Annotated in this window: 17 protein-coding genes; 11 read left to right on the top strand and 6 right to left on the bottom strand. The window is 68.1% G+C overall.

All coding sequences use genetic code 11. The annotated features are described in order from the left end of the window. Positions 1-13: 13 nt before the first annotated feature. Entirely contained in the window at positions 14-937 is a 924-nt protein-coding gene (locus UK23_RS07170) for a GNAT family N-acetyltransferase (RefSeq protein ID WP_045310590.1), read from the top strand. Here the strand turns inward: UK23_RS07170 and UK23_RS07165 are convergent. Then, entirely contained in the window at positions 887-2,446 is a 1,560-nt protein-coding gene (locus UK23_RS07165) for a sodium:solute symporter (RefSeq protein WP_156212893.1), read from the bottom strand. The two genes, UK23_RS07170 and UK23_RS07165, sit on opposite strands and share 51 nt — an antisense overlap. After that, on the bottom strand, positions 2,434-3,555 hold the full coding sequence (locus UK23_RS07160) for an anhydro-N-acetylmuramic acid kinase (protein WP_082114482.1): 1,122 nt from the start codon (positions 3,553-3,555) through the stop codon (positions 2,434-2,436). Before UK23_RS07160 ends, UK23_RS07165 begins: the two co-directional genes overlap by 13 nt. A 120-nt stretch (positions 3,556-3,675) precedes the next feature. Between UK23_RS07160 and ftsY the strand changes: the two genes are divergently transcribed. Next, positions 3,676-4,923 carry a signal recognition particle-docking protein FtsY gene (gene ftsY, locus UK23_RS07155; protein ID WP_045310589.1) on the top strand — a complete coding sequence of 416 codons (1,248 nt, stop codon included), beginning with the start codon at positions 3,676-3,678 and terminating at the stop codon, positions 4,921-4,923. A gap of 1 nt (position 4,924) precedes the next feature. Here the strand turns inward: ftsY and UK23_RS07150 are convergent, their stop codons facing one another. Next, positions 4,925-5,815 carry a LysR family transcriptional regulator gene (locus UK23_RS07150; protein ID WP_231114407.1) on the bottom strand — a complete coding sequence of 297 codons (891 nt, stop codon included), beginning with the start codon at positions 5,813-5,815 and terminating at the stop codon, positions 4,925-4,927. 83 nt (positions 5,816-5,898) lie between these two features. Between UK23_RS07150 and UK23_RS07145 the strand changes: the two genes are divergently transcribed. Next, positions 5,899-7,077, top strand: a complete 1,179-nt coding sequence (locus tag UK23_RS07145) for an MFS transporter (protein ID WP_045310587.1) — start codon at positions 5,899-5,901, stop codon at positions 7,075-7,077. A gap of 71 nt (positions 7,078-7,148) precedes the next feature. On the opposite strand, the gene UK23_RS07140 is transcribed toward UK23_RS07145, so the two are convergent. After that, positions 7,149-7,895, bottom strand: coding sequence for an IclR family transcriptional regulator (locus UK23_RS07140; protein ID WP_045310586.1), 747 nt, complete (start codon positions 7,893-7,895; stop codon positions 7,149-7,151). 76 nt (positions 7,896-7,971) lie between these two features. Between UK23_RS07140 and aceB the strand changes: the two genes are divergently transcribed. From aceB to UK23_RS07120, 4 genes are all read left to right on the top strand, one after another. Beyond that, on the top strand, positions 7,972-9,456 hold the full coding sequence (gene aceB, locus UK23_RS07135) for a malate synthase A (RefSeq protein ID WP_231114406.1): 1,485 nt from the start codon (positions 7,972-7,974) through the stop codon (positions 9,454-9,456). Further along, on the top strand, positions 9,456-10,625 hold the full coding sequence (locus UK23_RS07130; protein WP_045310584.1) for a DUF6986 family protein: 1,170 nt from the start codon (positions 9,456-9,458) through the stop codon (positions 10,623-10,625). The genes aceB and UK23_RS07130 overlap by 1 nt, the downstream gene beginning before the upstream one ends. A 75-nt stretch (positions 10,626-10,700) precedes the next feature. Continuing rightward, complete coding sequence (locus UK23_RS48355) at positions 10,701-11,168, top strand: Imm1 family immunity protein (protein WP_052684442.1); 468 nt, start codon at positions 10,701-10,703, stop codon at positions 11,166-11,168. A gap of 30 nt (positions 11,169-11,198) precedes the next feature. Beyond that, on the top strand, positions 11,199-12,497 hold the full coding sequence (locus UK23_RS07120; protein WP_045310583.1) for an FAD-dependent oxidoreductase: 1,299 nt from the start codon (positions 11,199-11,201) through the stop codon (positions 12,495-12,497). Here UK23_RS07120 and pucL read toward each other — a convergent pair. Together pucL and uraD are read right to left on the bottom strand one after the other, a co-directional pair. Then, a complete protein-coding gene (pucL, locus tag UK23_RS07115; RefSeq protein WP_045310582.1) occupies positions 12,424-13,302 on the bottom strand; it encodes a factor-independent urate hydroxylase in 879 nt (292 codons plus the stop codon). The two genes, UK23_RS07120 and pucL, sit on opposite strands and share 74 nt — an antisense overlap. A 5-nt stretch (positions 13,303-13,307) precedes the next feature. Next, the gene (uraD, locus tag UK23_RS07110; RefSeq protein ID WP_269112247.1) at positions 13,308-13,829 is read right to left on the bottom strand and encodes a 2-oxo-4-hydroxy-4-carboxy-5-ureidoimidazoline decarboxylase; all 522 of its coding nucleotides are present in this window, start codon (positions 13,827-13,829) and stop codon (positions 13,308-13,310) included. Between the two features lie 84 nt (positions 13,830-13,913). Here uraD and UK23_RS07105 point away from each other — a divergent pair, with 84 nt between their 5' ends. Genes UK23_RS07105 through UK23_RS07090 form a run of 4 tightly spaced genes read left to right on the top strand, consistent with a single transcriptional unit; the run spans position 13,914 to position 18,213 of the window. After that, entirely contained in the window at positions 13,914-14,660 is a 747-nt protein-coding gene (locus UK23_RS07105; protein WP_045310580.1) for a hydroxypyruvate isomerase family protein, read from the top strand. Further along, entirely contained in the window at positions 14,657-15,514 is an 858-nt protein-coding gene (locus UK23_RS07100; protein ID WP_045310579.1) for an NAD(P)-dependent oxidoreductase, read from the top strand. The genes UK23_RS07105 and UK23_RS07100 overlap by 4 nt, the downstream gene beginning before the upstream one ends. Positions 15,515-15,517: 3 nt before the next feature. Beyond that, positions 15,518-17,218 (top strand): glyoxylate carboligase, encoded by a 1,701-nt coding sequence (gene gcl / locus UK23_RS07095; RefSeq protein WP_082114472.1) that lies wholly within the window; start codon positions 15,518-15,520, stop codon positions 17,216-17,218. After that, the gene (locus UK23_RS07090) at positions 17,215-18,213 is read left to right on the top strand and encodes a glycerate kinase (protein WP_196777645.1); all 999 of its coding nucleotides are present in this window, start codon (positions 17,215-17,217) and stop codon (positions 18,211-18,213) included. Before gcl ends, UK23_RS07090 begins: the two co-directional genes overlap by 4 nt. Positions 18,214-18,217: the final 4 nt, after the last annotated feature.

The following is an 18,217-nucleotide window of genomic DNA, read 5'->3' as shown; positions in this document are numbered from 1 at the left end:
AACCATTCCTTCTATGTACGACATCCGTTTCGCCGAACCTGGCGACCTCGGCGCCACGATGGCGCTCCTGGTCCGGCTCCAGGCCGACTCAGCGCACCACATCGGCTACCTCGGTGAGACAGTCGAAGAGCTCCGCGCGGAGCTCGGCGAGTTCGAGCCCAGCTGGGCCGACTGCACGGTGGTGGCCGTCGACGCCGACGACAACATCACCGGCATGCTCAGCGTGGAGATCGATGCCGAGCTGGGCCGCGCGTGGCTGCACGGGCCGTTCGTCGACGTACCGGTCAACCACCCGGCGGGCAGCCGCATCTGGGACCAGACCGCCGACGCGATGTTCCGGCGGGCCGCTGAGCTCCTCACCGGCATCACCGACCTCGAGCTGTACGGGCACACCGCGCACCGGCGGCTCGCGGCGTTCGCCGAACGGCACGGCTTCTCGGCCGGCAAGGCGAGCGCCATCCACATACTGGACAACGGGGAGCTGCGCACGTTGTTGCTGAGGGACGCGAAGTGCCCCAGCGAACGCGAGATGCGCGTGCTGCCCACCGACAAGCACGTGCACGAAGCCGTGGCCGTGCTGCACGAGCGATGTTTCCCGCGGACCTATCTGTCCGGCAAACAGCTCGTCGAATCCAAACCGGAGACCCGCACCGTCGTCGTCGCGATGGACGGCGAACGCGTCATCGGGTACGCGGCGGGCAAGGCCCAACCCGAGGAGTACTACGTCGACTTCGTGGCCGTGGAACCCGATGTTCGCGGTCAGGGCGTCGGTGCGGCTCTCGTCACCGAGTTGTTGTGGAAGCTCGCGGCCGAGCACGGGGCTCGACCGCAAGCAGCCGCGTCGATCTACTCGGGCAACGAGTCGTCGCAGCACATGTTCGCCCGCCTAGGCTTCCGACTTCACATCGAGCTCGTCGCGTACCGGCACCCCGCCTGAATGCCTTAGCGACAACAGCCCACCTACGAGCAGGGTGACCGCCACCCCCAGGGGCGTGTTCCACCAGCCGGTCAAGGACTTCAGGTCAGCAGTGGCCTTGCCGAAGTTGACCTGAGGCGTGCTGCCGGCGAACTTGACCCCGAGAATCACGAAACCCACGACCAGCACCGTCGTCACGAACGCGATGATCGCGTCCGCCTGCGTGACGCGCTTGAAGATGAGGCCGAGGAGGAAGGCCCCGAGCAGCGCTCCGTAGGTGTAGCCGGCGATGCCGAGCGCCTGCACCACGATCGGGTCAGCCGTGGTCTTGTTCGAGGAGGCGAACAGGCCCGCGCAGACGATCAGCAGACCCGCCCACACCAGGGTCCACATCCGGCCGTGGCGCAGGCGTTCGTCGTCGGTCATCGGGGTCTTGCGGACGCGTTCGTAGACGTCGGTCACCGTGCTGGAGGCCAAGGCGCCCAACGAGGACGACAGCGCGGCCGCGAGGATTCCGGCGATCACGAAGCCGGACAGACCCGACGGCAGCTCGGTGACGATGAAGTTGCCGAACAGCTCGTCCTTGTTGCCGAGCTTCAGGCCCTTCACCGGGTCGGCGCCGTTGTAGAACGCCCACAGCATCACGCCGATGAACAGGAAGAACGCGAACTGCAGGAACACCACGACACCGGAGGCGATCAACGCCTTCTGCGCGGCCTTCACATCACGCGTGGCCATCAGCCGTTGCACGATCAGCTGGTCCGCGCCGTGCGAGGCCATCGACAGCAGCGCACCGCCGAAGAACGCTGCCACGAAAGGATAAGCGCCCGTCAGCGGGGACGAGGTGAAGTCGAAGAGCTGGAACTTGTTGCCGTCCGCGGCCTTCGCCAGCCAGCCGTCCGGAAGCTTCCCGGCGAGCCACCAGATCACCACGACGCCACCGAGCACGTACCAGAGCATCTGGATGGCGTCGACCCACACGACCGCGCGCACGCCGCCGAAGAAGCTGTAGAACACCATCGCGATGCCGAGCGCGACGATGATCAGCCAGTACGAGGCGTTGATCCCGTACTGGGCGAGCACCAGCTTGATCGGGATCGCCGTGGCGAACAGCCGGATGCCGTCCGCGAGCAGACGCGTGAAGAGGAATGTCACGGACGCGGTGGCGCGCATGCCGTCGCCGTACCGCTTGCCCAGGAACGCGTACGCCGTCACGAGATCACCGGCGACGTACTTGGGCAGCAGCACGAAACTGACGATGATCCGGCCGACGATGTAGCCGAGCGCGAGCGTCAGGTACGTCATGCCGCCCTGTGCGGGCGTCGCCGTGTAGGCGATCACCGGCACGCTCAGCACGGTGAGCGTCGACGTCTCCGCGGACACGACCGAGAGACAGACGACCCACCACGAGATGCGGCTCTCGCTGACGAAGTAGTCGGTGGACGACTTCTGCCGGCCGCCGATCCACGTGCCGAGCAACGGCATGCCGACGAGGAAGACCGCGATGATCGCGAGATCTAGTCCAGCCACTTCGGTTCCCCCACTTTCAGCTTGGACACCGGACCCGTGACAGGTTCTGGCAGCCGCAACGGCCCGTTGCCGGGCGTGATGCTGCCGAGCAGCCGCGGCCCGGACGCACCGGTCGCGGACGGCGTGTTGCCCGAGATCCCGTGCCACGTCAGGAATCCGAGCAGTGCGGCGAGGTAGGCCTCCTTGCCGTCGCGCGGCAGGCCCAGCGAGTCGCTGATCTTCAACGGGATCGGGTCGAGCGCCTTCGTGAGCGCCTCGACGAGCACCGGGTTGCGCATGCCACCGCCGGACGCGACGACTGTGCTCGCGTCGTGCGCGCGACAGGCGTCGGCGATGGTGCGCGCGGTCAGCTCGGCGAGGGTGCGCAGCATGTCCTCGGCCGGGACCGTCGGAAACCCTTGCAGGTACTCGGCGTTGAAGAGCTCCTTGCCCGTCGACTTGGGCCAGGGCTTCGAGTAGTACGGGTCGGCGAGCAGCTTTTTGAGGATGTCCTCGCGGACGACACCCCTGCGTGCGAACTCGCCATTGGTGTCCTGGCGGCGCTGGCCGTCGGAGATGACCTCCATGACGGCGTCCATGAGCGCGTTGCCCGGCCCTGTGTCGTAGGCGATCGGTGGTGTCCCCGGTCTGACCACGGTGATGTTCGCGATGCCGCCGATGTTCAACGCGATCGCGGTGCTCTCACCGGCCAGCCACAACGCGTCCAGCGTCGAGGCCAGCGGTGCTCCTTGGCCACCCGCGGCGACGTCGCGCACCCTCAGGTCGGCGATCACCGGGACGCCCGTGCGCTCGGCGATCCACGCGGGCTGCCCCAGCTGGAGGGTGCCGAGGCAGTCGCCGTCCTGGACCTCGTGGTGCACGGTCTGCCCGAGCGAGGAGATCAGGTCCGCCGGCAGGTATCCGGCGGCGACTTCACCGAAAGCCTGCCCCAGCGACGTGTCGAAGGCGCACACTTCAGCGAGGTCCCGCGGCTTCTCCAGCAGATCCTTCGGGAACGGGTGCTCGGCGCACTGCACCGGCACGAGCTCGACGACGTCGCCGTTGATCGACAGGTCGGCGACGGCGACGTCGATGCCGTCCATCGACGTGCCGGAAATCAGTCCGATCACCCTCACGACGTGTGGTCTATTCCACAGTCAGGGCGGGCGCAAGTGCTTCCGTGAAATCTTCGCCTAAATGAGCAATACATGGTTGACAGGTCACATGAGGGTCTGTGAAACCATGAGCCCGTGTCGACGTCTTCCCTTGTCCTGATCCTCGTCGTCGTGGCGGTCGTGCTGATCGCCGCGCTGGTGACCGGCGTGGTGCTGACGCGTCGCCGTCGCATCAGCCTCACCCAGAAGGAGGAGGCGCCGAAGCCCGGCGGGTACGAGGCCTCTTCCGGGATCTCGCTGGCCCCGGCCAAACCGGAACCGGTTGAACACCCAGTTGCCGACCGGCCAGAGGTGGACGGCCAGCCGGGCGTGGGTGATGACGCCTCCGAACCACGCGATTCGGTGAAGCGCGGGTTCGTCGAGGTCGACCTTCCCGAGGAAGCCTCCGAGGTCGAGGAGATCGAACCGACCTCCGGGCGCCTGGAGCGGCTGCGCGGCAAGCTGTCGAAGTCGCGCAACGCGTTCGGCTCCTCGCTGCTGGGCCTGCTGGGTGCGGGCGACCTCGACGAGGACTCGTGGCAGGACGTCGAGGACACGCTGCTGATCGCCGATCTGGGCGCCGCCACGACCACCGAGATCGTCGACACCCTCCGCTCGAAGATCGCGGGTTCGGCGGTGCGCACCGAGGCCGAGGCGCAGGCGTTGCTGCGCTCGGTGCTCGTCGATGCGCTGCACCCCTCGATGGACCGCTCGCTGAAGGCGCTGCCGCACTCCGGCAAGCCCGCCGTGCTGCTCGTGGTCGGCGTCAACGGCGTCGGCAAGACCACCACCACCGGCAAGCTCGCCCGCGTGCTCGTCGCCGACGGCCGCACCGTGTTGCTGGGTGCCGCGGACACGTTCCGCGCGGCGGCGGCCGACCAGCTGGAGACCTGGGGCAAGCGGGTCGGCGCGGAGACCGTGCGCGGGCCTGAGGGCGGCGACCCGGCCTCGGTCGCGTTCGACGCGGTGAAGCGCGGCATGGACGCGGGCGTCGACACGGTGCTGATCGACACGGCGGGACGCCTGCACACCAAGGTCGGGCTCATGGACGAGCTCGGCAAGGTCAAGCGCGTCGTCGAGAAGCAGGCCGTGGTGGACGAGGTGCTGCTCGTCCTGGACGCCACGACCGGTCAGAACGGCCTCACGCAGGCGCGGGTGTTCGCCGAGCAGGTCGACATCACCGGCATCGTGCTGACCAAGCTGGACGGCACGGCCAAGGGCGGCATCGTCTTCCAGGTGCAGCGCGAGCTCGGCGTGCCGGTGAAGCTCGTCGGCCTCGGTGAAGGCGCCGACCACCTGGCGCCGTTCGAGCCCGGCGCCTTCGTGGACGCTCTGCTCGGCTGATCTACATCTGGGCGGCGAGATCGCGGGCGACTTCGATCGCGATCTCCCGTGTCCGGAGCGCGAGCGGTGACTCGGTGCGGCCGGCCGGCCAGTGGAGGGACAGCTCACGAGTCGGTGCCGGCTTCAGCGGGTGGATGCTGAGCTGATCGTCGGACCAGGCGTCGTGCGCGTGCAGGGCGAGCCACGGCAGCACCGCCCAGCCGATGCCCGCCCGCACCATCGACAGGATCGTTTCGTGGCCGGTGGTGCGGAACACGAACCTCGGCCGCGCGCCGGCGCGGGCGAGCGTCCGCTCCAGCCAGCGCTGGTAGTAGGTGAGCGGCCAGCCGACCATCGCGGCGTCGTCGAGCAGCTTCGTCCGCACTGGGCCGGCCTGGACCGCGCCCGCGCCCGTCACCAGGAAGTACTCCTCGTCGAAGAGCTTGACGTGCTCGACGTCGCCCTCCACCTGGCCGTCGTGGAACAGCAGGTCGAGATCCCCGATCCGCGGATCCTCCGGCGTCACGTCGGACAGCCTGATGTCGCAGCCGGGATGTTCTTCCAGCAGCCGGCGGATGACGACCGGCAGGATCAGGGTGGACACGCCCTGGAACGTGCCGATGTCGATCCGGCCGTTGCCCGCCTGGAAGCGCTCTACGGCGTCGGTCAGCGCCTCCGCCTTCCGCAGCAGATCGCGGCCGTGCGCCAGGACCACCTCACCCAGAGGTGTGATCCGGACGGGCTTCGGCCCGCCGGGCCGGTCGAACACCGGGCCGCCGACGGCCTTCTCGAGCGCGGAGATCTGCTGGCTCACCGAGGACTGGGTGTAGCCGAGCCGGGCCGCCGCCCGGCCGAACGTTCCTTCTTCGGCGATCACGGCCATCGCTCGCAGGTGACGCAGTTCGGCATCCACGGCGTTGAGCATAAGTGATGGCGATTGAGCTGATCGGAATTCATCGCTTTTCGTGATGCACTTGCGGGCCTAGCGTCATTTCCATGACGACCTCGATCACCCTCCGCCCGGCCCGCTTCTCCTTGCCGCGGCTGGGTTTGCCCAAACTGGTCTGGGCACTGGCGGCCACGCAGTTCGTCGGCAGGGCCGGGGGCGTGGTGCGGTCGTTCCTGGTGCTCTACCTGACGCAGGCGCAGCACCTCTCGCCTGCGACCGCGGGCACGGTGGTCGCGGCTCTCGGCGTGGGAGACATCGGGTCCCAGTTGCTCGGTGGCTGGCTGGGCGATCGGATCGGCCGGCGCAACACGATGCTCGTGGGGTTCGTGGGCGCTGCGGTGGCGCTCGCCCTGCTCGGCTCCGCGGATTCGGTGCCGGAGATCTGGGCGGCCGCGGTGGCTGTCGGGCTGACTGTCGAGCTGCATCGTCCGGCTGGTTCCGCCGCGGTGGCAGACCTGCCCGCGCAGCAGCGGATCCGGGCGTTCGGGTTGCTGTACTGGGCGGCCAACCTCGGCTTCTCCGTCGCCACGGTGGCGGCCGGCGTCCTGGCCCAGTACGGGTACGGGCTGTTGTTCTGGATCAACGTGGTGGCCTCGCTGGTGGCGGCGCTGATCGTCTGGCGGCAGGTGCCGGAAACCCGGCCGGCGGGGTCGGTGCGGATGAGGCAGAAGTTGTTGCCCGTGGTGCTGCGCGACCGGCGGATGATCGCGATGATGGCGGTCCACGTCGGCTACTTCACGCTGTTCCTGCAGACCTTCACGACGTTGCCGCTGCTGATGACGGCCGACGGGCTCGGACCGGCGACCTACGGCGCGGTGCTGGCGCTGAACGGGATCGCCGTCGTGGCGCTGCAGCCGGTGGCGGTCCGGCTGCTCTCCGGTCGCAGCGGCAGTGTGGTGTCGGCCGTCTCGATGTTGCTGGTCGGAGCCGGTGCCGCACTCGGTGCCTTGAGTCACGGCACCGCGGCGTTCGCCGGATCGGTCCTGATCTGGACGCTCGGCCAGATCGGTATCGCCGTCCGGTTCGGCGACACCTTCGCCGACCTCGCGCCCGCCGAACTGCGCGGCGGGTACATGGGGCTCGCCTCGACCACCTGGAGCGTCGGTGCGGTCCTCGGTCCGCTGACCGGAACCGCGTTGCTCGACCTGGCCGGACCGGCCGTGCTCGGATCAGCCTGTGCGATCGGTGGGATCGCACTCTTCTTCGCCCGGAAGGCGCTGTCATGACCAAGATGCGTTCGGCACTCTGGCTGCCGCTCTTCGACGAGCTCGCCGAGCCCGTGGTCGTCGCGGCTTGATCAGACGGTGGCGGAGCGGTCCGCGAGCCTCTTCGCCACCGCCAGCACCTCGGGCAGGATCCGCGACACGGCTTCCTTCGTGAGGCGGCCTTCCGGGCCCGAGACCGAGACTGCCGCCAGCGTCGGGCCGCCGATCACCGGTACCGCGATGCACCTGACGCCGAGCTCCTGTTCGGACTCGTCCAGCGCGTAGCCGCGTTGCTGGATCTCGTCCAGCTCGTCGAGCAGCTCGGCCGCGTCCGTGATCGTGTTCGGCGTGTAGGCGGGCAGGCTCGTGCGCTCCAGGAGTTGCCGCACCTCGTCCCGTGGCAGCTGCGACAACATCGCCTTGCCCACCCCGGTCCCGTGCGGCAGCAGCCGGCGGCCCACCTCGGTGAACATCCGCATCGAGTGCTTTGACGGGACCTGGGCCACGTAGACGACCTCGTCGCCGTCCAGCACGGCGAGGTTTGCCGTCTCCTCCACGGAGTCAACTAGTTGCGAGAGGAACGGGCGGGCCCACGTGCCGTACTGGCGGGAGGCGGTTTCGCCCAGGCGGATCAGGCGGGAGCCGAGGGTGTAGCGCCGGTTGCTGTTCTGGCGCACATAGCCCAGCGTGACAAGGGTGCGGATCAGTCGGTGGATCGTGGGGAGGGGGAGGCCAGAGGCTGTGGCCAGTTCGGACAGGGAGGCTTCACCGCCTGCGTCGGCAAGGCGTTCTAGCAGGTCGAAGGCCCGTTGAAGGGACTGCACGCCACCTGTGGACACGTGCGGCTCCTCTCATTGCTGTTCCGCAATGCAGAAACTATAGTCCACACAGCAAAACCGAGAGAGGTGGATCCAGGTGCAGGTCCTCACCGAAGAGGCTCTTGAGTTCGTCGCGAAGCTGCACGAGGCGCACGCCGGGCGCCGGGACGAGCTGCTCGCCCTGAGGAAGGAGCGGCGCCCTCTCGGGTTCTTGCCTGAGACGCAGGACGTGCGCGACGGCGAGTGGCAGGTCGCCGAGGCGCCTGAGGCACTCCGGGATCGCCGCGTCGAGATCACCGGGCCCACCGAGCGCAAGATGACGATCAACGCGCTCAACTCCGGCGCCAAGGTGTGGCTGGCGGACCTCGAGGATGCGAACACGCCGCACTGGGACAACGTCGTGCAGGGACAGGTGAACCTGTACGAGGCGGCGCGCGAGACGATCGAGTTCACCTCGCCGGAGGGCAAGGAGTACAGGCTCAAGGGCGGGCCGTACCCGACGATCGTGGTCCGGCCGCGCGGGTGGCACCTCGACGAGCGGAACCTGCAGTTCGGCGGGAAGAACGCGGTCGGTGCGCTCGTGGACTTCGGGCTGCACTTCTTCCACAACGCCGAGCTGGGCAGGCCGTACTACTACCTGCCGAAGATGGAGTCGCACCTCGAGGCGCGGCTGTGGAACGACGTCTTCACGACGGCGCAGAAGCTCAAGGGCGTGCCGCACGGGACGATCCGCGCGACGGTGCTGATCGAGACGATTCCGGCCGCGTTCCAGATGGAGGAGATCCTCTACGAGCTGCGGGACCACGCGTCGGGGCTCAACGCCGGGCGCTGGGACTACCTGTTCAGCGTCATCAAGTACTTCCGGGACGCCGGTGCGGACTTCGTGCTGCCGGACCGCAACAGCGTGACGATGACGGCGCCGTTCATGCGCGCGTACACCGAGCTGTTGGTCAAGACGTGCCACAAGCGCGGGGCGTTCGCGATGGGTGGCATGGCGGCGTTCATTCCGAACCGGCGCGATCCTGAGGTCACGGAGAACGCGCTGCGCAAGGTTCGTGAGGACAAGACGCGCGAGGCGACGGACGGGTTCGACGGGTCGTGGGTGGCGCACCCGGATCTGGTGCCGATCTGCCGGGAGATCTTCGACGGCGTGCTCGGGGACAAGCCGAACCAGATCGACAAGCAGCGGCCAGAGGTCGAGGTGACGGCCGAGCAGTTGCTGGACTTCAAGTCGGCCGGTGGTGGGGCTACCCGGGCCGGGCTCGAATCCGCTGTTGACGTTGGCGTGCGGTACATCGCGTCGTGGCTGGGCGGCAACGGGGCCGCGGCGATCCACAACCTGATGGAGGACGCGGCCACCGCTGAGATCAGCCGGTCGCAGATCTGGCAGTGGATCAACAACAAGGTCGTGCTCGACGACGGCACGCAGGTGACCGCCGACGCCGTGCGGGAAGTGCTTGCGCGCGTGGGCGAGGAGGTCGAGGGCCCGCACGTGGCGGCGGCCGTCGAGCTGTTCGAACAGGTCGCGTTGTCCGAGGACTTCGTCGACTTCCTGACGCTGCCGGCGTACGAGCGCATCTGATGTACGAGACGTCGTTGTCACCCGAGGACGTCGCGCGGGTGACCGCGCGGCTGTCCACTGTGGAACGCAGCTGGCCGGTGGGGCGGCAGCCCGTGCACACGTGCTACGTGCCCGCCGGCCGGATCATCGCGACCACGGTGAAGGACTGGGGTCGCGAGGCGCTGGCGTCGATCGAACCCGAGCTGCTGCCGGAGCTGCCGGAGGGCGTGCTCGACCGGGTGCGGGCCAAGCTCGTCCGGGAGCCGATCGAGGACCTGCGGATCGACTTCGAGGACGGCTACGGGGCGCCGGAGGACGACGTCGAGGACATGGACGCCGAGAGCACCGCGCACCTGGTGTCCCGGTGGCTGGCGGAGGGCTCGGCGCCGCCGTCGATCGGACTGCGGATCAAGTCGTTCGACACCAAGGCGTTGCGTGAACGCGGGCTGCGCACGTTGGACATCTTCCTGACAGCACTGGGAGAGGTTCCGCCAGGTTTTGTGATCACTTTCCCGAAGGTGACATCAGTCGACCAGGTCGAGGTGTTCGGCGAGGTGCTGGATCTCTTCGGCGAGGAGCTGAAGTTCGAGATCCAGGTCGAGACCACCCAGTCCATTGTGGATCACGAGGGACGGCTCGCGATCCCGCAGTACCTCGAGGCGGGCAGGGGACGGGTGACAGGTCTGCACTTCGGGACCTACGACTACACGGCGGGCTGCGGGTTGTCCGCGGCACAGCAGCACTTGGCTCACGGTGCCTGCGACTTCGCTCGGCACGTGATGCAGGTTTCCGCTGCTGGGACCGGGGTTCGGCTCTCCGACGGGTCCACCAACGTGCTGCCCGTCGGTGATCAGAAGAAGCTGGGCTGGGACACGCACTACCGGCTCACCCGGCGATCACTGGACCACGGTTTCTACCAGGGTTGGGATCTGCACCCGGCACAACTGGTGACACGTTATGCCGCCGTTTACGCTTTCTACCGCGAGGGTTTGGACGCCGATGCCGGGCGCCTGAAGTCCTACGTGCAGCACGTCTCCGGAGGGGTTCTGGACGAACCCGCGACCGCCCAGGCGTTGTCGTCCTTCTTCCTCCGCGCGGTGGACTGCGGTGCGCTCGATCCGGTGGAAGTGCAGGTCGCGACGGGTCTGGACGAGTCGGCGTTGAGAGGCCTCGTCGCACGATCAGGCTGACCGGGTCCTCACCCGTTCGTGTGGTTCTGTCAATGGGTGTCGAATGTTCCCGGCAATGGGTGCAGGGTGGCTCGCATGAGCATGCGTGCTGGCCTCTGGACCGGGCTACCCGACCTCGACGCGGCGGAGCACAAGTACCAGGTCGTCGCGTGCGAGGCGGATGTGGACACGCTGATCGGCCTGCTCGGCAGGCCGCAGTGCAACGACGGATCGCTCGACCACTTCGGCAGGACGCTCACCGCCGAGGGCGACCCGGACCACAACGTGGTGCTCGCCGTGCGGGGCGGGTGGGGCTACATGTACTACGTCGACAACGTCTTCATGGGCTGGCCGAAAGGCTCCGAGGAAGCGCCGTACGTCAACGAGAAGTACACCGACTTCCCGCCCGGCGTCGGGGTACCGCTGGACCTGTACCGGCAGCTGCTGATCGAGTTCATGACGACTGGCGAACGCCCGACAGGGGTGGACTGGTACTCCGAGGCGGATCTCTTCCACTCCTGGCGTGACCAGCAGATGTCCTTGCGCGGTACCGAAAACCGCTGACTCTCAGCTTCCGGCTGGTTCAATGGCCTCATGAAAGCCGTAGTGATCGGTGGGGGAATCGCCGGCTTGTTGGCGGCTCGCGTGCTCGGCGAGACGTACGACGACGTGGTGGTCCTGGAACGCGACAAGCTGTCCGACCAGCCAGAACCCAGAGCCGGCGTGCCGCAGGGCAGGCACGTGCACGGGTTGCTCGTGCGCGGCGGAGAGATCATGGAGGGGCTGTTCCCCGGTCTGCGCGACGAGCTCGTGCAGGCGGGGGCACATCTGATGGACGCGGGTGAGATGCGCATTCTCAACCCGCTGGGCTGGGTGGCGTCGACGACGAGTGGTCTGCCGCTGCTGGTGCTGAGCAGGCCGTTGCTGGAGACGCACATCCGGCGCCGGGTCACCGCGAAGATCGTGGACGACACGCACGTCACCGGGCTCTCGTTCCGAGGTTCCACTGTGGACGGTGTGCTCACGAGGGACGGCAGGGTGGACGCCGATCTCGTGGTCGACGCGTCCGGCCGCTCGTCGAAGCTCCCGGCCTGGCTGGCCGAAGCGGGAATCGTCGTGCCGGAGCCGAGTGAGGTCGACTCGCGGACCGGCTACGCCACCCGGCTCTACACGGCGTCGGAGGACTTCCCGGTGGTGGTCGCCGAGTCGCTGGCCGCGCCGCACACCCCGCGCGGTGGCATCGTCATGCGCATCGAGGGCGACCGGATGATGGTGACGGCCCAGGGCGCCGGCGGCGATCATCCGCCGCGCGACCCCGAGGGGTTCGGGCGGTTCCTGGACTCGTTGCGCGGGCCCATCGCCGAGATGATCGCGGACGCCGAGCCGCTCACGCCCGTGTACCTGTTCGCGCGGACGGCCAGTCGCCGCATCGCGTTCGAGCAGACGCGGGGGTGGCCGGGTGGACTCGTCGCGGTCGGCGACGCGGTGTGCGTGTTCAACCCCGTGTACGGGCAGGGGATGACGGTGGCGGCGATGGCGGCGCTGTTGTTCCGGCAGCACCGGGACTTCAGCGCCAAGGGCTGCCAGGAGTTCCAGCGCAAGGTCGCGAAGACGGCGCAGGGCGCGTGGACGCTGTCCAGCAACGCCGATCAGGGTTGGGTGGACGGCGCCCACGCGCCTGGGCCGATCATGCGCGCATTCGGCTGGTTCATGAAGAAGTGGCAGGGCGCGCTGACGCACGATCAGGACATCTTCCGGCGGTTCCTGCGCGTCGTGCACATGGTGGACTCGCCGGCCACGCTCATGAACCCGGTGGTGTTCAGAAGGCTGGCAAAGTACTCCAGGCAAGACCGGGATCGGGCGCGTCGTCGCGCAGGATCGAGCCCTCGATGAGCCCGTACGGACGGTCGGCGGCGTAGAAGACCTCGTTGTCGTTCTCCAGTCCGAACGCGCTGAGGTCCACCAGGAAGTGGTGCTTGTTCGGCATGGAGAGCCGTACCTCGGCGACCTCCGAGCGGGCGTTCAGCACGGCCTCGCCCATCGCGTACAGCGTCTGCTGCAACGACAGGGAGTGCTTGTCCGCGAACGTCTTCAGCATGATCGACCGGATCTCGGTGAACGACTTGGCCCAGTCCACCTCGGTGCCGGCATAACGCCAGCGCGCGGTCACCGACGTCGCCAGGATCCGGTCGTTCGTCTCCTTGAGCGTCGTGTACGGGTCCTTCGGATAGCCGTGGAACTCGGAACCCGTGGACTTCAGCACCACCAGGTCGCGGACGCCCGACACGACCCACGCCTGTGAGCCCTCGATCGTCACGGCCGTGGTGCGCTTCTCGTTCGACCCCTGGACGAACGAGTGGTCGTTCGCGTCGATGCGGTCCCACGAGTGCTCGTCGATCAGAATCCGCGCGCCGGAGATCGCCTCCTGCGAGGAGACGAAGTGACGGCCCAGGCGCAGCGCGAAGTCCTCGATCTCACCGACCGGCGCCTCCTTCGCGAAGGCGTAGACGGTGTTCTTCTGCGTGTCGGTCGCGAGCACCTTCGCGTTGTCGCCGGTGAGATGCGTGTCGGCGAGGTCGCCGCGCAGCGAGGTGCTGACCGTCAGGTCTTTGATCGTGTGCACGGAACCGTTGCGCGACACCGTGACGAGGCGGTTCTCCGCCTTCCCGTACTGGTTGGGGCCCAGGACGATGGCCATGTTGTTCAGCTCCCGATCAGCTTCTGCAGCCGCAAGGCGGCGATCTTCGCGAGTTCGTCGTTGACGACGCGGATCTCGACATCCGGCGGGTTGTCCATGCGACTGGACAGGTTGCCGAGCATCTCCGCACCGCTCAGGCCGGTCGCGCACACCAGGTAGATGTGCCCGAACCGATCCTCGTACGCGGCGTTCGCAGCCGCCAGGCGATCAGCCTGGGAGCTGTCCACACCGGACTGTTCGGACCGCGACCACTTCGCCGACACCCCACCTGTCTTCTGTCGTTCGCCGATGCGCGGGTGCCCGGCGATGGCGCCGAGCACCTCCTCGTCGGAAAGTCCTTGTGCGGCAACGTGAGAAGCCGCGAGGAGAGCATCCATCGACGCGTACGGCCTGCCCGCCACTATCGCGTCGACCCAGCGGGGTACCGCGAGGCACTCGGTGAGCAGAGGTCGGAGTTCGGCCTCCGGGGCGCTGTTGAAGCTGTCCACGGCTCTCCAAGTTTCTGTATCGCGGAATCTAACTTCCACATTCTTGACCCGAGGCTCACGGGATGTCTAGTGTCTCCATAGAGCGAAATTGAACTTCCGCGATGTGGAAGGAACGGCCCAAAGATGTTCGACGCAAACCTGTCCATGCTCTTCACCGAGCTGCCGCTGCTGGAGCGCCCGGCCGCCGCACGCGCCGCCGGGTTCGACGCGGTCGAGATCTGGTGGCCGTTCGCGGACGCCGTACCCGAGACACGCGAGATCGACGCGTTCGAACGCGCGATCGTGGACGCGCAGGTGCGCCTGGTCGGCCTGAACTTCTACGCGGGCGACATGCCGGCCGGTGACCGCGGCCTCGCGAGCTGGCCCGGCCGCGAGACCGAGTTCCGGACGAACGTCGAGATCACGTGCGCCATCGCGGGCCGCCTCGGCTGCCGGACGCTCAACGCGTTGCACGGCAACTTCGAGACCACCGCGCAGACCATCTCCAACTACCGCTTCGCCGCCGACGTCGCGGCAGAGGCAGGCGCGCAGATCGTGATCGAACCGCTCAGCGGCGCGCCCCTGTACCCGATCAAGACCGCCCAACAGGCGTTCGACCTGATCGACGAGATCGACCGCGGCAACGTGAAGCTGCTCGCGGACCTGTACCACCTCGCCACGAACGGCGACGACCTCGACACCCTCGCCGACCACGTCGACCTCATCGGTCACGTGCAGATCGCCGACGCTCCCGGACGCGGTGAGCCAGGCACCGGCGAGCTCGACATCTTCGGGCATCTCGCGAAGCTCCGCGCCAACGGCTACACGGGCTTCGTCGGCGCCGAGTACAAGCCCGTCACGAACTCCTTCGCTTGGAGGGATCAAGCATGACCCGCATCGGTTTCATCGGACTCGGCATCATGGGCAGCCCGATGGCGGCCCACCTGGTAGCCGCCGGGCACGACGTGACGGGGTTCGACCTCAGCTCGGCGTCCCTGGAAAAGCTCGTCGCGGACGGCGGCAAGGCTGCGTCGTCAGCACAGGAAGCCGTGAGCGGCGCTGAAGTCGTCATCACGATGCTGCCGAACCACCCGCAGGTCGAGGCGGTCATCGACGAGGTGACGTTCGACGACGGCACGTTGCTGATCGACATGAGCACGATCCGCCCGTCCACGTCGATCGAGATCGCCCGCAAGCTTTCGAACGTCCGCGTGCTCGACGCGCCCGTGTCCGGCGGCCAGACCGGTGCGATCCAGGCGTCGCTGAGCATCATGGTCGGCGGCAACGAGGCCGACTTCGCGGCAGCGCGCCCGTTCCTGGAGATCGTGGGCAAGACGATCGTGCACGTCGGCCCGCACGGCGCCGGTCAGGTCGTGAAGGCCGCGAACCAGCTGATGGTCGGCGGCATCTACGCCCTGGTCGCCGAGTCGATCGTGCTGCTGGAGGCGTCCGGCGTCGACCCGAAGGCGGGCCTGGACGTGCTCGCGGGCGGTCTTGCCGCGAACCGGATCCTCGACCTCAAGCGCGAGTCCATGATCGCGCGCGAGTTCCAGCCCGGCTTCCGGATCGACCTGCACCACAAGGACATGGGCATCGCACTGGACGCGGCACGCGCCGCCGACGTCGCGCTGCCGGTCACCAACCAGATCGCCGCACTGGTCGCGGCGGCACGCGCGCAGGGCTACGGGTCGCTCGACCACTCCGCGCTGCTCAAGGTCATCGAGAACTTCGCGGGAAGGGCCTGACACATGCCGAAGATCCCAGTCATGCAAGCGGTCGTCGAGGTCCTCAAGTCCGAGGGCATCGACACCGTGTTCGGCTGCCCCGGCGCCGCGATCCTGCCGCTGTACAAGGCGATGGAGCAGGACGGTTCGATCGAGCACCTCATCGTGCGGCACGAGGAAGGCGCGACGCACATGGCCGACGGCTGGTCGCGCACGACCGGCAACGTCGGTGTCGCGATCGGCACCTCGGGTCCGGCCGGCACGAACATGATCACCGGCCTGTACACCGCGCAGGCCGACTCCGTGCCGATCCTGTGCATCACGGGCCAGGCCGCGGTGTCGAAGCTGCACCAGGAGGCGTTCCAGGCCGTCGACATCGTCTCGATCGCCGCGCCCGTCACGAAGTGGGCGGTGCAGGTCAAGGAAGCCGCGCAGATGCCGTGGATCTTCCGCGAGGCGTTCCGGATCGCCCGCTCGGGTCGTCCGGGCCCGGTCCTGATCGACCTGCCGATCGACGTGCAGAAGCAGGAGATCGAGTGGGACTCGTCGATCGACGAGCCGTTGCCCGTCCCGAAAAGCGTGCCTTCCGACGCACGCGTGGAACGGGCGCTGGAGATGCTGCTGGCCGCCGAACGCCCACTGCTGCTCGCGGGTGGCGGTGTCATCCTCGGCGAGGCGTCCGCCGAGTTGCTGGACCTGGCTGAGTTCCTGCAGATCCCGGTCCAGGCCACGTTGATGGGCAAGGGCGCGATCGACGAGGACCACCCGCTCTACGCGGGCATGACCGGTATCCAGACCTCGCAGCGCTACGGCAACGCGTCGTTCCTGGAGTCGGATCTGGTTCTCGCTTTGGGCGCACGGTTCGGCGACCGCCACACCGGAGATCTCGCGACCTACCGCGGCGACCGGAAGTTCATCCACGTCGACGTCGAGCCGACCCAGATCGGCAAGGTGTTCGGGCCGGACCTCGGCGTTGTCGCGGACACCAAGCTGTTCCTCCAGGCATTGCTGGAGAAAGCGCGTTCGAGGGGACCGCGCGCGGCCGGCGAGTGGGTCGACCGCTGCGCCGAGCTCAAGCGAACCCTGCTGCGCCGCGAGGACTTCGACACCGTGCCGGTCAAGGCGCCGCGGGTGTTCAAGGAGATCAACGACTTCTACGGCCCGGACACCTACTTCGTCACGGCCATCGGGCTCTACCAGATCTGGTCCGGCCAGCACCAGAAGGCGCACCAGCCGCGCCACTACCAGGTCTGCGGCCAGGCCGGACCGCTCGGCTGGGAGATCCCGGCGGCGATCGGCGTGAAGAAGGCGCGACCGGACGCGGAGGTCGTCGGCATCGTCGGCGACTACTCGTTCCAGTTCCTGGTGGAGGAGCTCGCGGTCGGCGCCCAGTACGACGTGCCGTTCGTGCTGATCATGCTGAACAACGAGTACCTCGGCCTGATCCGGATGGCGGAGGACCACGGTGGCTACGACATGAAGTACGAGGTCGACATCCACTACGACACCACCGGCTCGGACAACGTCAAGATCATGGAGGCCTACGGCTGTTCGGGCATCCGGGTGGCCGATCCTTCCGAGATCCGCTCGTCCCTGGAGTGGGCACGCAAAGAAGCGGATCGCACGCAACGGCCGGTGCTCGTCGAGATCATGATCGAGCGCGAGGGCAACACCGCGAACGGCACGTCCATCGCTGCCATGCGTGAGTTCGAGCCGCTGCCGTGATCGTCGTCGCGCCGGACAAGTTCAAGGGTTCGCTCACCGCCCCGCAGGTCGCTGCCGCTGTCGCGCGCGGCCTGCGGGAGGCGGCCCCGGACGTGGACGTGCGCTGCCTCCCGGTGGCGGACGGCGGCGACGGCACCGTCGACGCCGCCGTCGCCGCCGGGTTCCTGAAGGTCGGGCGCTGGGTCACCGGGCCGGTCGGCAAGCCGGTGCCCGCGTCCTTCGCCGTCAAGGGCACCACCGCCGTGGTCGAGGTGGCCGCGGCGGCCGGGCTGACGTTGCTGGACCAGCCCGCGCCGCTCGACGCCACCAGCTACGGGGTCGGCGAGCTGCTGAAGGCCGCGCTGGACGTCGGCTGCACGACGATCGTGCTCGGGCTGGGCGGCAGCGCGTGCACGGACGGCGGCGCGGGGATGCTGGAGGCGCTGGCCAAGGCGTCGTTCTCCGGCGTCGACCTCGTGCTCGCTTCGGACGTGGACAACCCGCTCCTGGGTCCTACGGGCGCGGCTGCGGTCTACGGGCCGCAGAAGGGTGCTTCACCCGAACAGGTCGAGATCCTCGAAGCCCGGCTTGAGGCTTTCGCGCAACGGGTAGGGCCGGAGCACGCAGCACGGCCCGGTGCGGGTGCGGCGGGCGGAATCGGGTTCGCCGCACTGGCCGTGCTCGGCGCGCGGCTCCGGCCGGGCATCGAGGTGGTGCTGGAACTGGCCGGCTTCGAAGAGGCCGTCCGGGACGCGCGTCTGGTGGTCACAGGCGAAGGATCACTGGACGCGCAGACCCGGCACGGCAAAGCGCCTTATGGCGTGGTCAGGGCCTCGGGTGACGTGCCGGTGGTCGCGGTCGCCGGCCAGTGCTCGGTCGCGCCGGGTGAGCTGGGGCTCAAGGCCGCCTACGCGTTGCTCGACATCGAGCCCGACGTGACGCGGTGCATGGCCCAGGCAGATTCGCTTCTCGGCGTTCTCGGCGGTCGCATCGCCCGCGACTGGGTGTCAGAGTGAGGGA

It is taken from the genome of Lentzea aerocolonigenes, assembly GCF_000955955.1.
GTDB classification, from domain to species: Bacteria; Actinomycetota; Actinomycetes; order Mycobacteriales; family Pseudonocardiaceae; genus Lentzea; species Lentzea aerocolonigenes_A.
This window is presented reverse-complemented; position numbering and strand designations above follow the sequence as displayed.

What these genes read in the sequence shown, in the direction of transcription:
- UK23_RS07170 (WP_045310590.1), top strand. Translation starts at nt 14, where the DNA reads ATGTACGACATCCGTTTCGCCGAACCTGGCGACCTCGGCGCCACGATG.
- UK23_RS07145 (WP_045310587.1), top strand. Translation starts at nt 5,899, where the DNA reads ATGACGACCTCGATCACCCTCCGCCCGGCCCGCTTCTCCTTGCCGCGG.
- UK23_RS07130 (WP_045310584.1), top strand. Translation starts at nt 9,456, where the DNA reads ATGTACGAGACGTCGTTGTCACCCGAGGACGTCGCGCGGGTGACCGCG.
- UK23_RS48355 (WP_052684442.1), top strand. Translation starts at nt 10,701, where the DNA reads ATGAGCATGCGTGCTGGCCTCTGGACCGGGCTACCCGACCTCGACGCG.
- UK23_RS07120 (WP_045310583.1), top strand. Translation starts at nt 11,199, where the DNA reads ATGAAAGCCGTAGTGATCGGTGGGGGAATCGCCGGCTTGTTGGCGGCT.
- pucL (WP_045310582.1), bottom strand. Translation starts at nt 13,302, where the DNA reads ATGGCCATCGTCCTGGGCCCCAACCAGTACGGGAAGGCGGAGAACCGC.
- UK23_RS07105 (WP_045310580.1), top strand. Translation starts at nt 13,914, where the DNA reads ATGTTCGACGCAAACCTGTCCATGCTCTTCACCGAGCTGCCGCTGCTG.
- UK23_RS07100 (WP_045310579.1), top strand. Translation starts at nt 14,657, where the DNA reads ATGACCCGCATCGGTTTCATCGGACTCGGCATCATGGGCAGCCCGATG.
- gcl (WP_082114472.1), top strand. Translation starts at nt 15,518, where the DNA reads ATGCCGAAGATCCCAGTCATGCAAGCGGTCGTCGAGGTCCTCAAGTCC.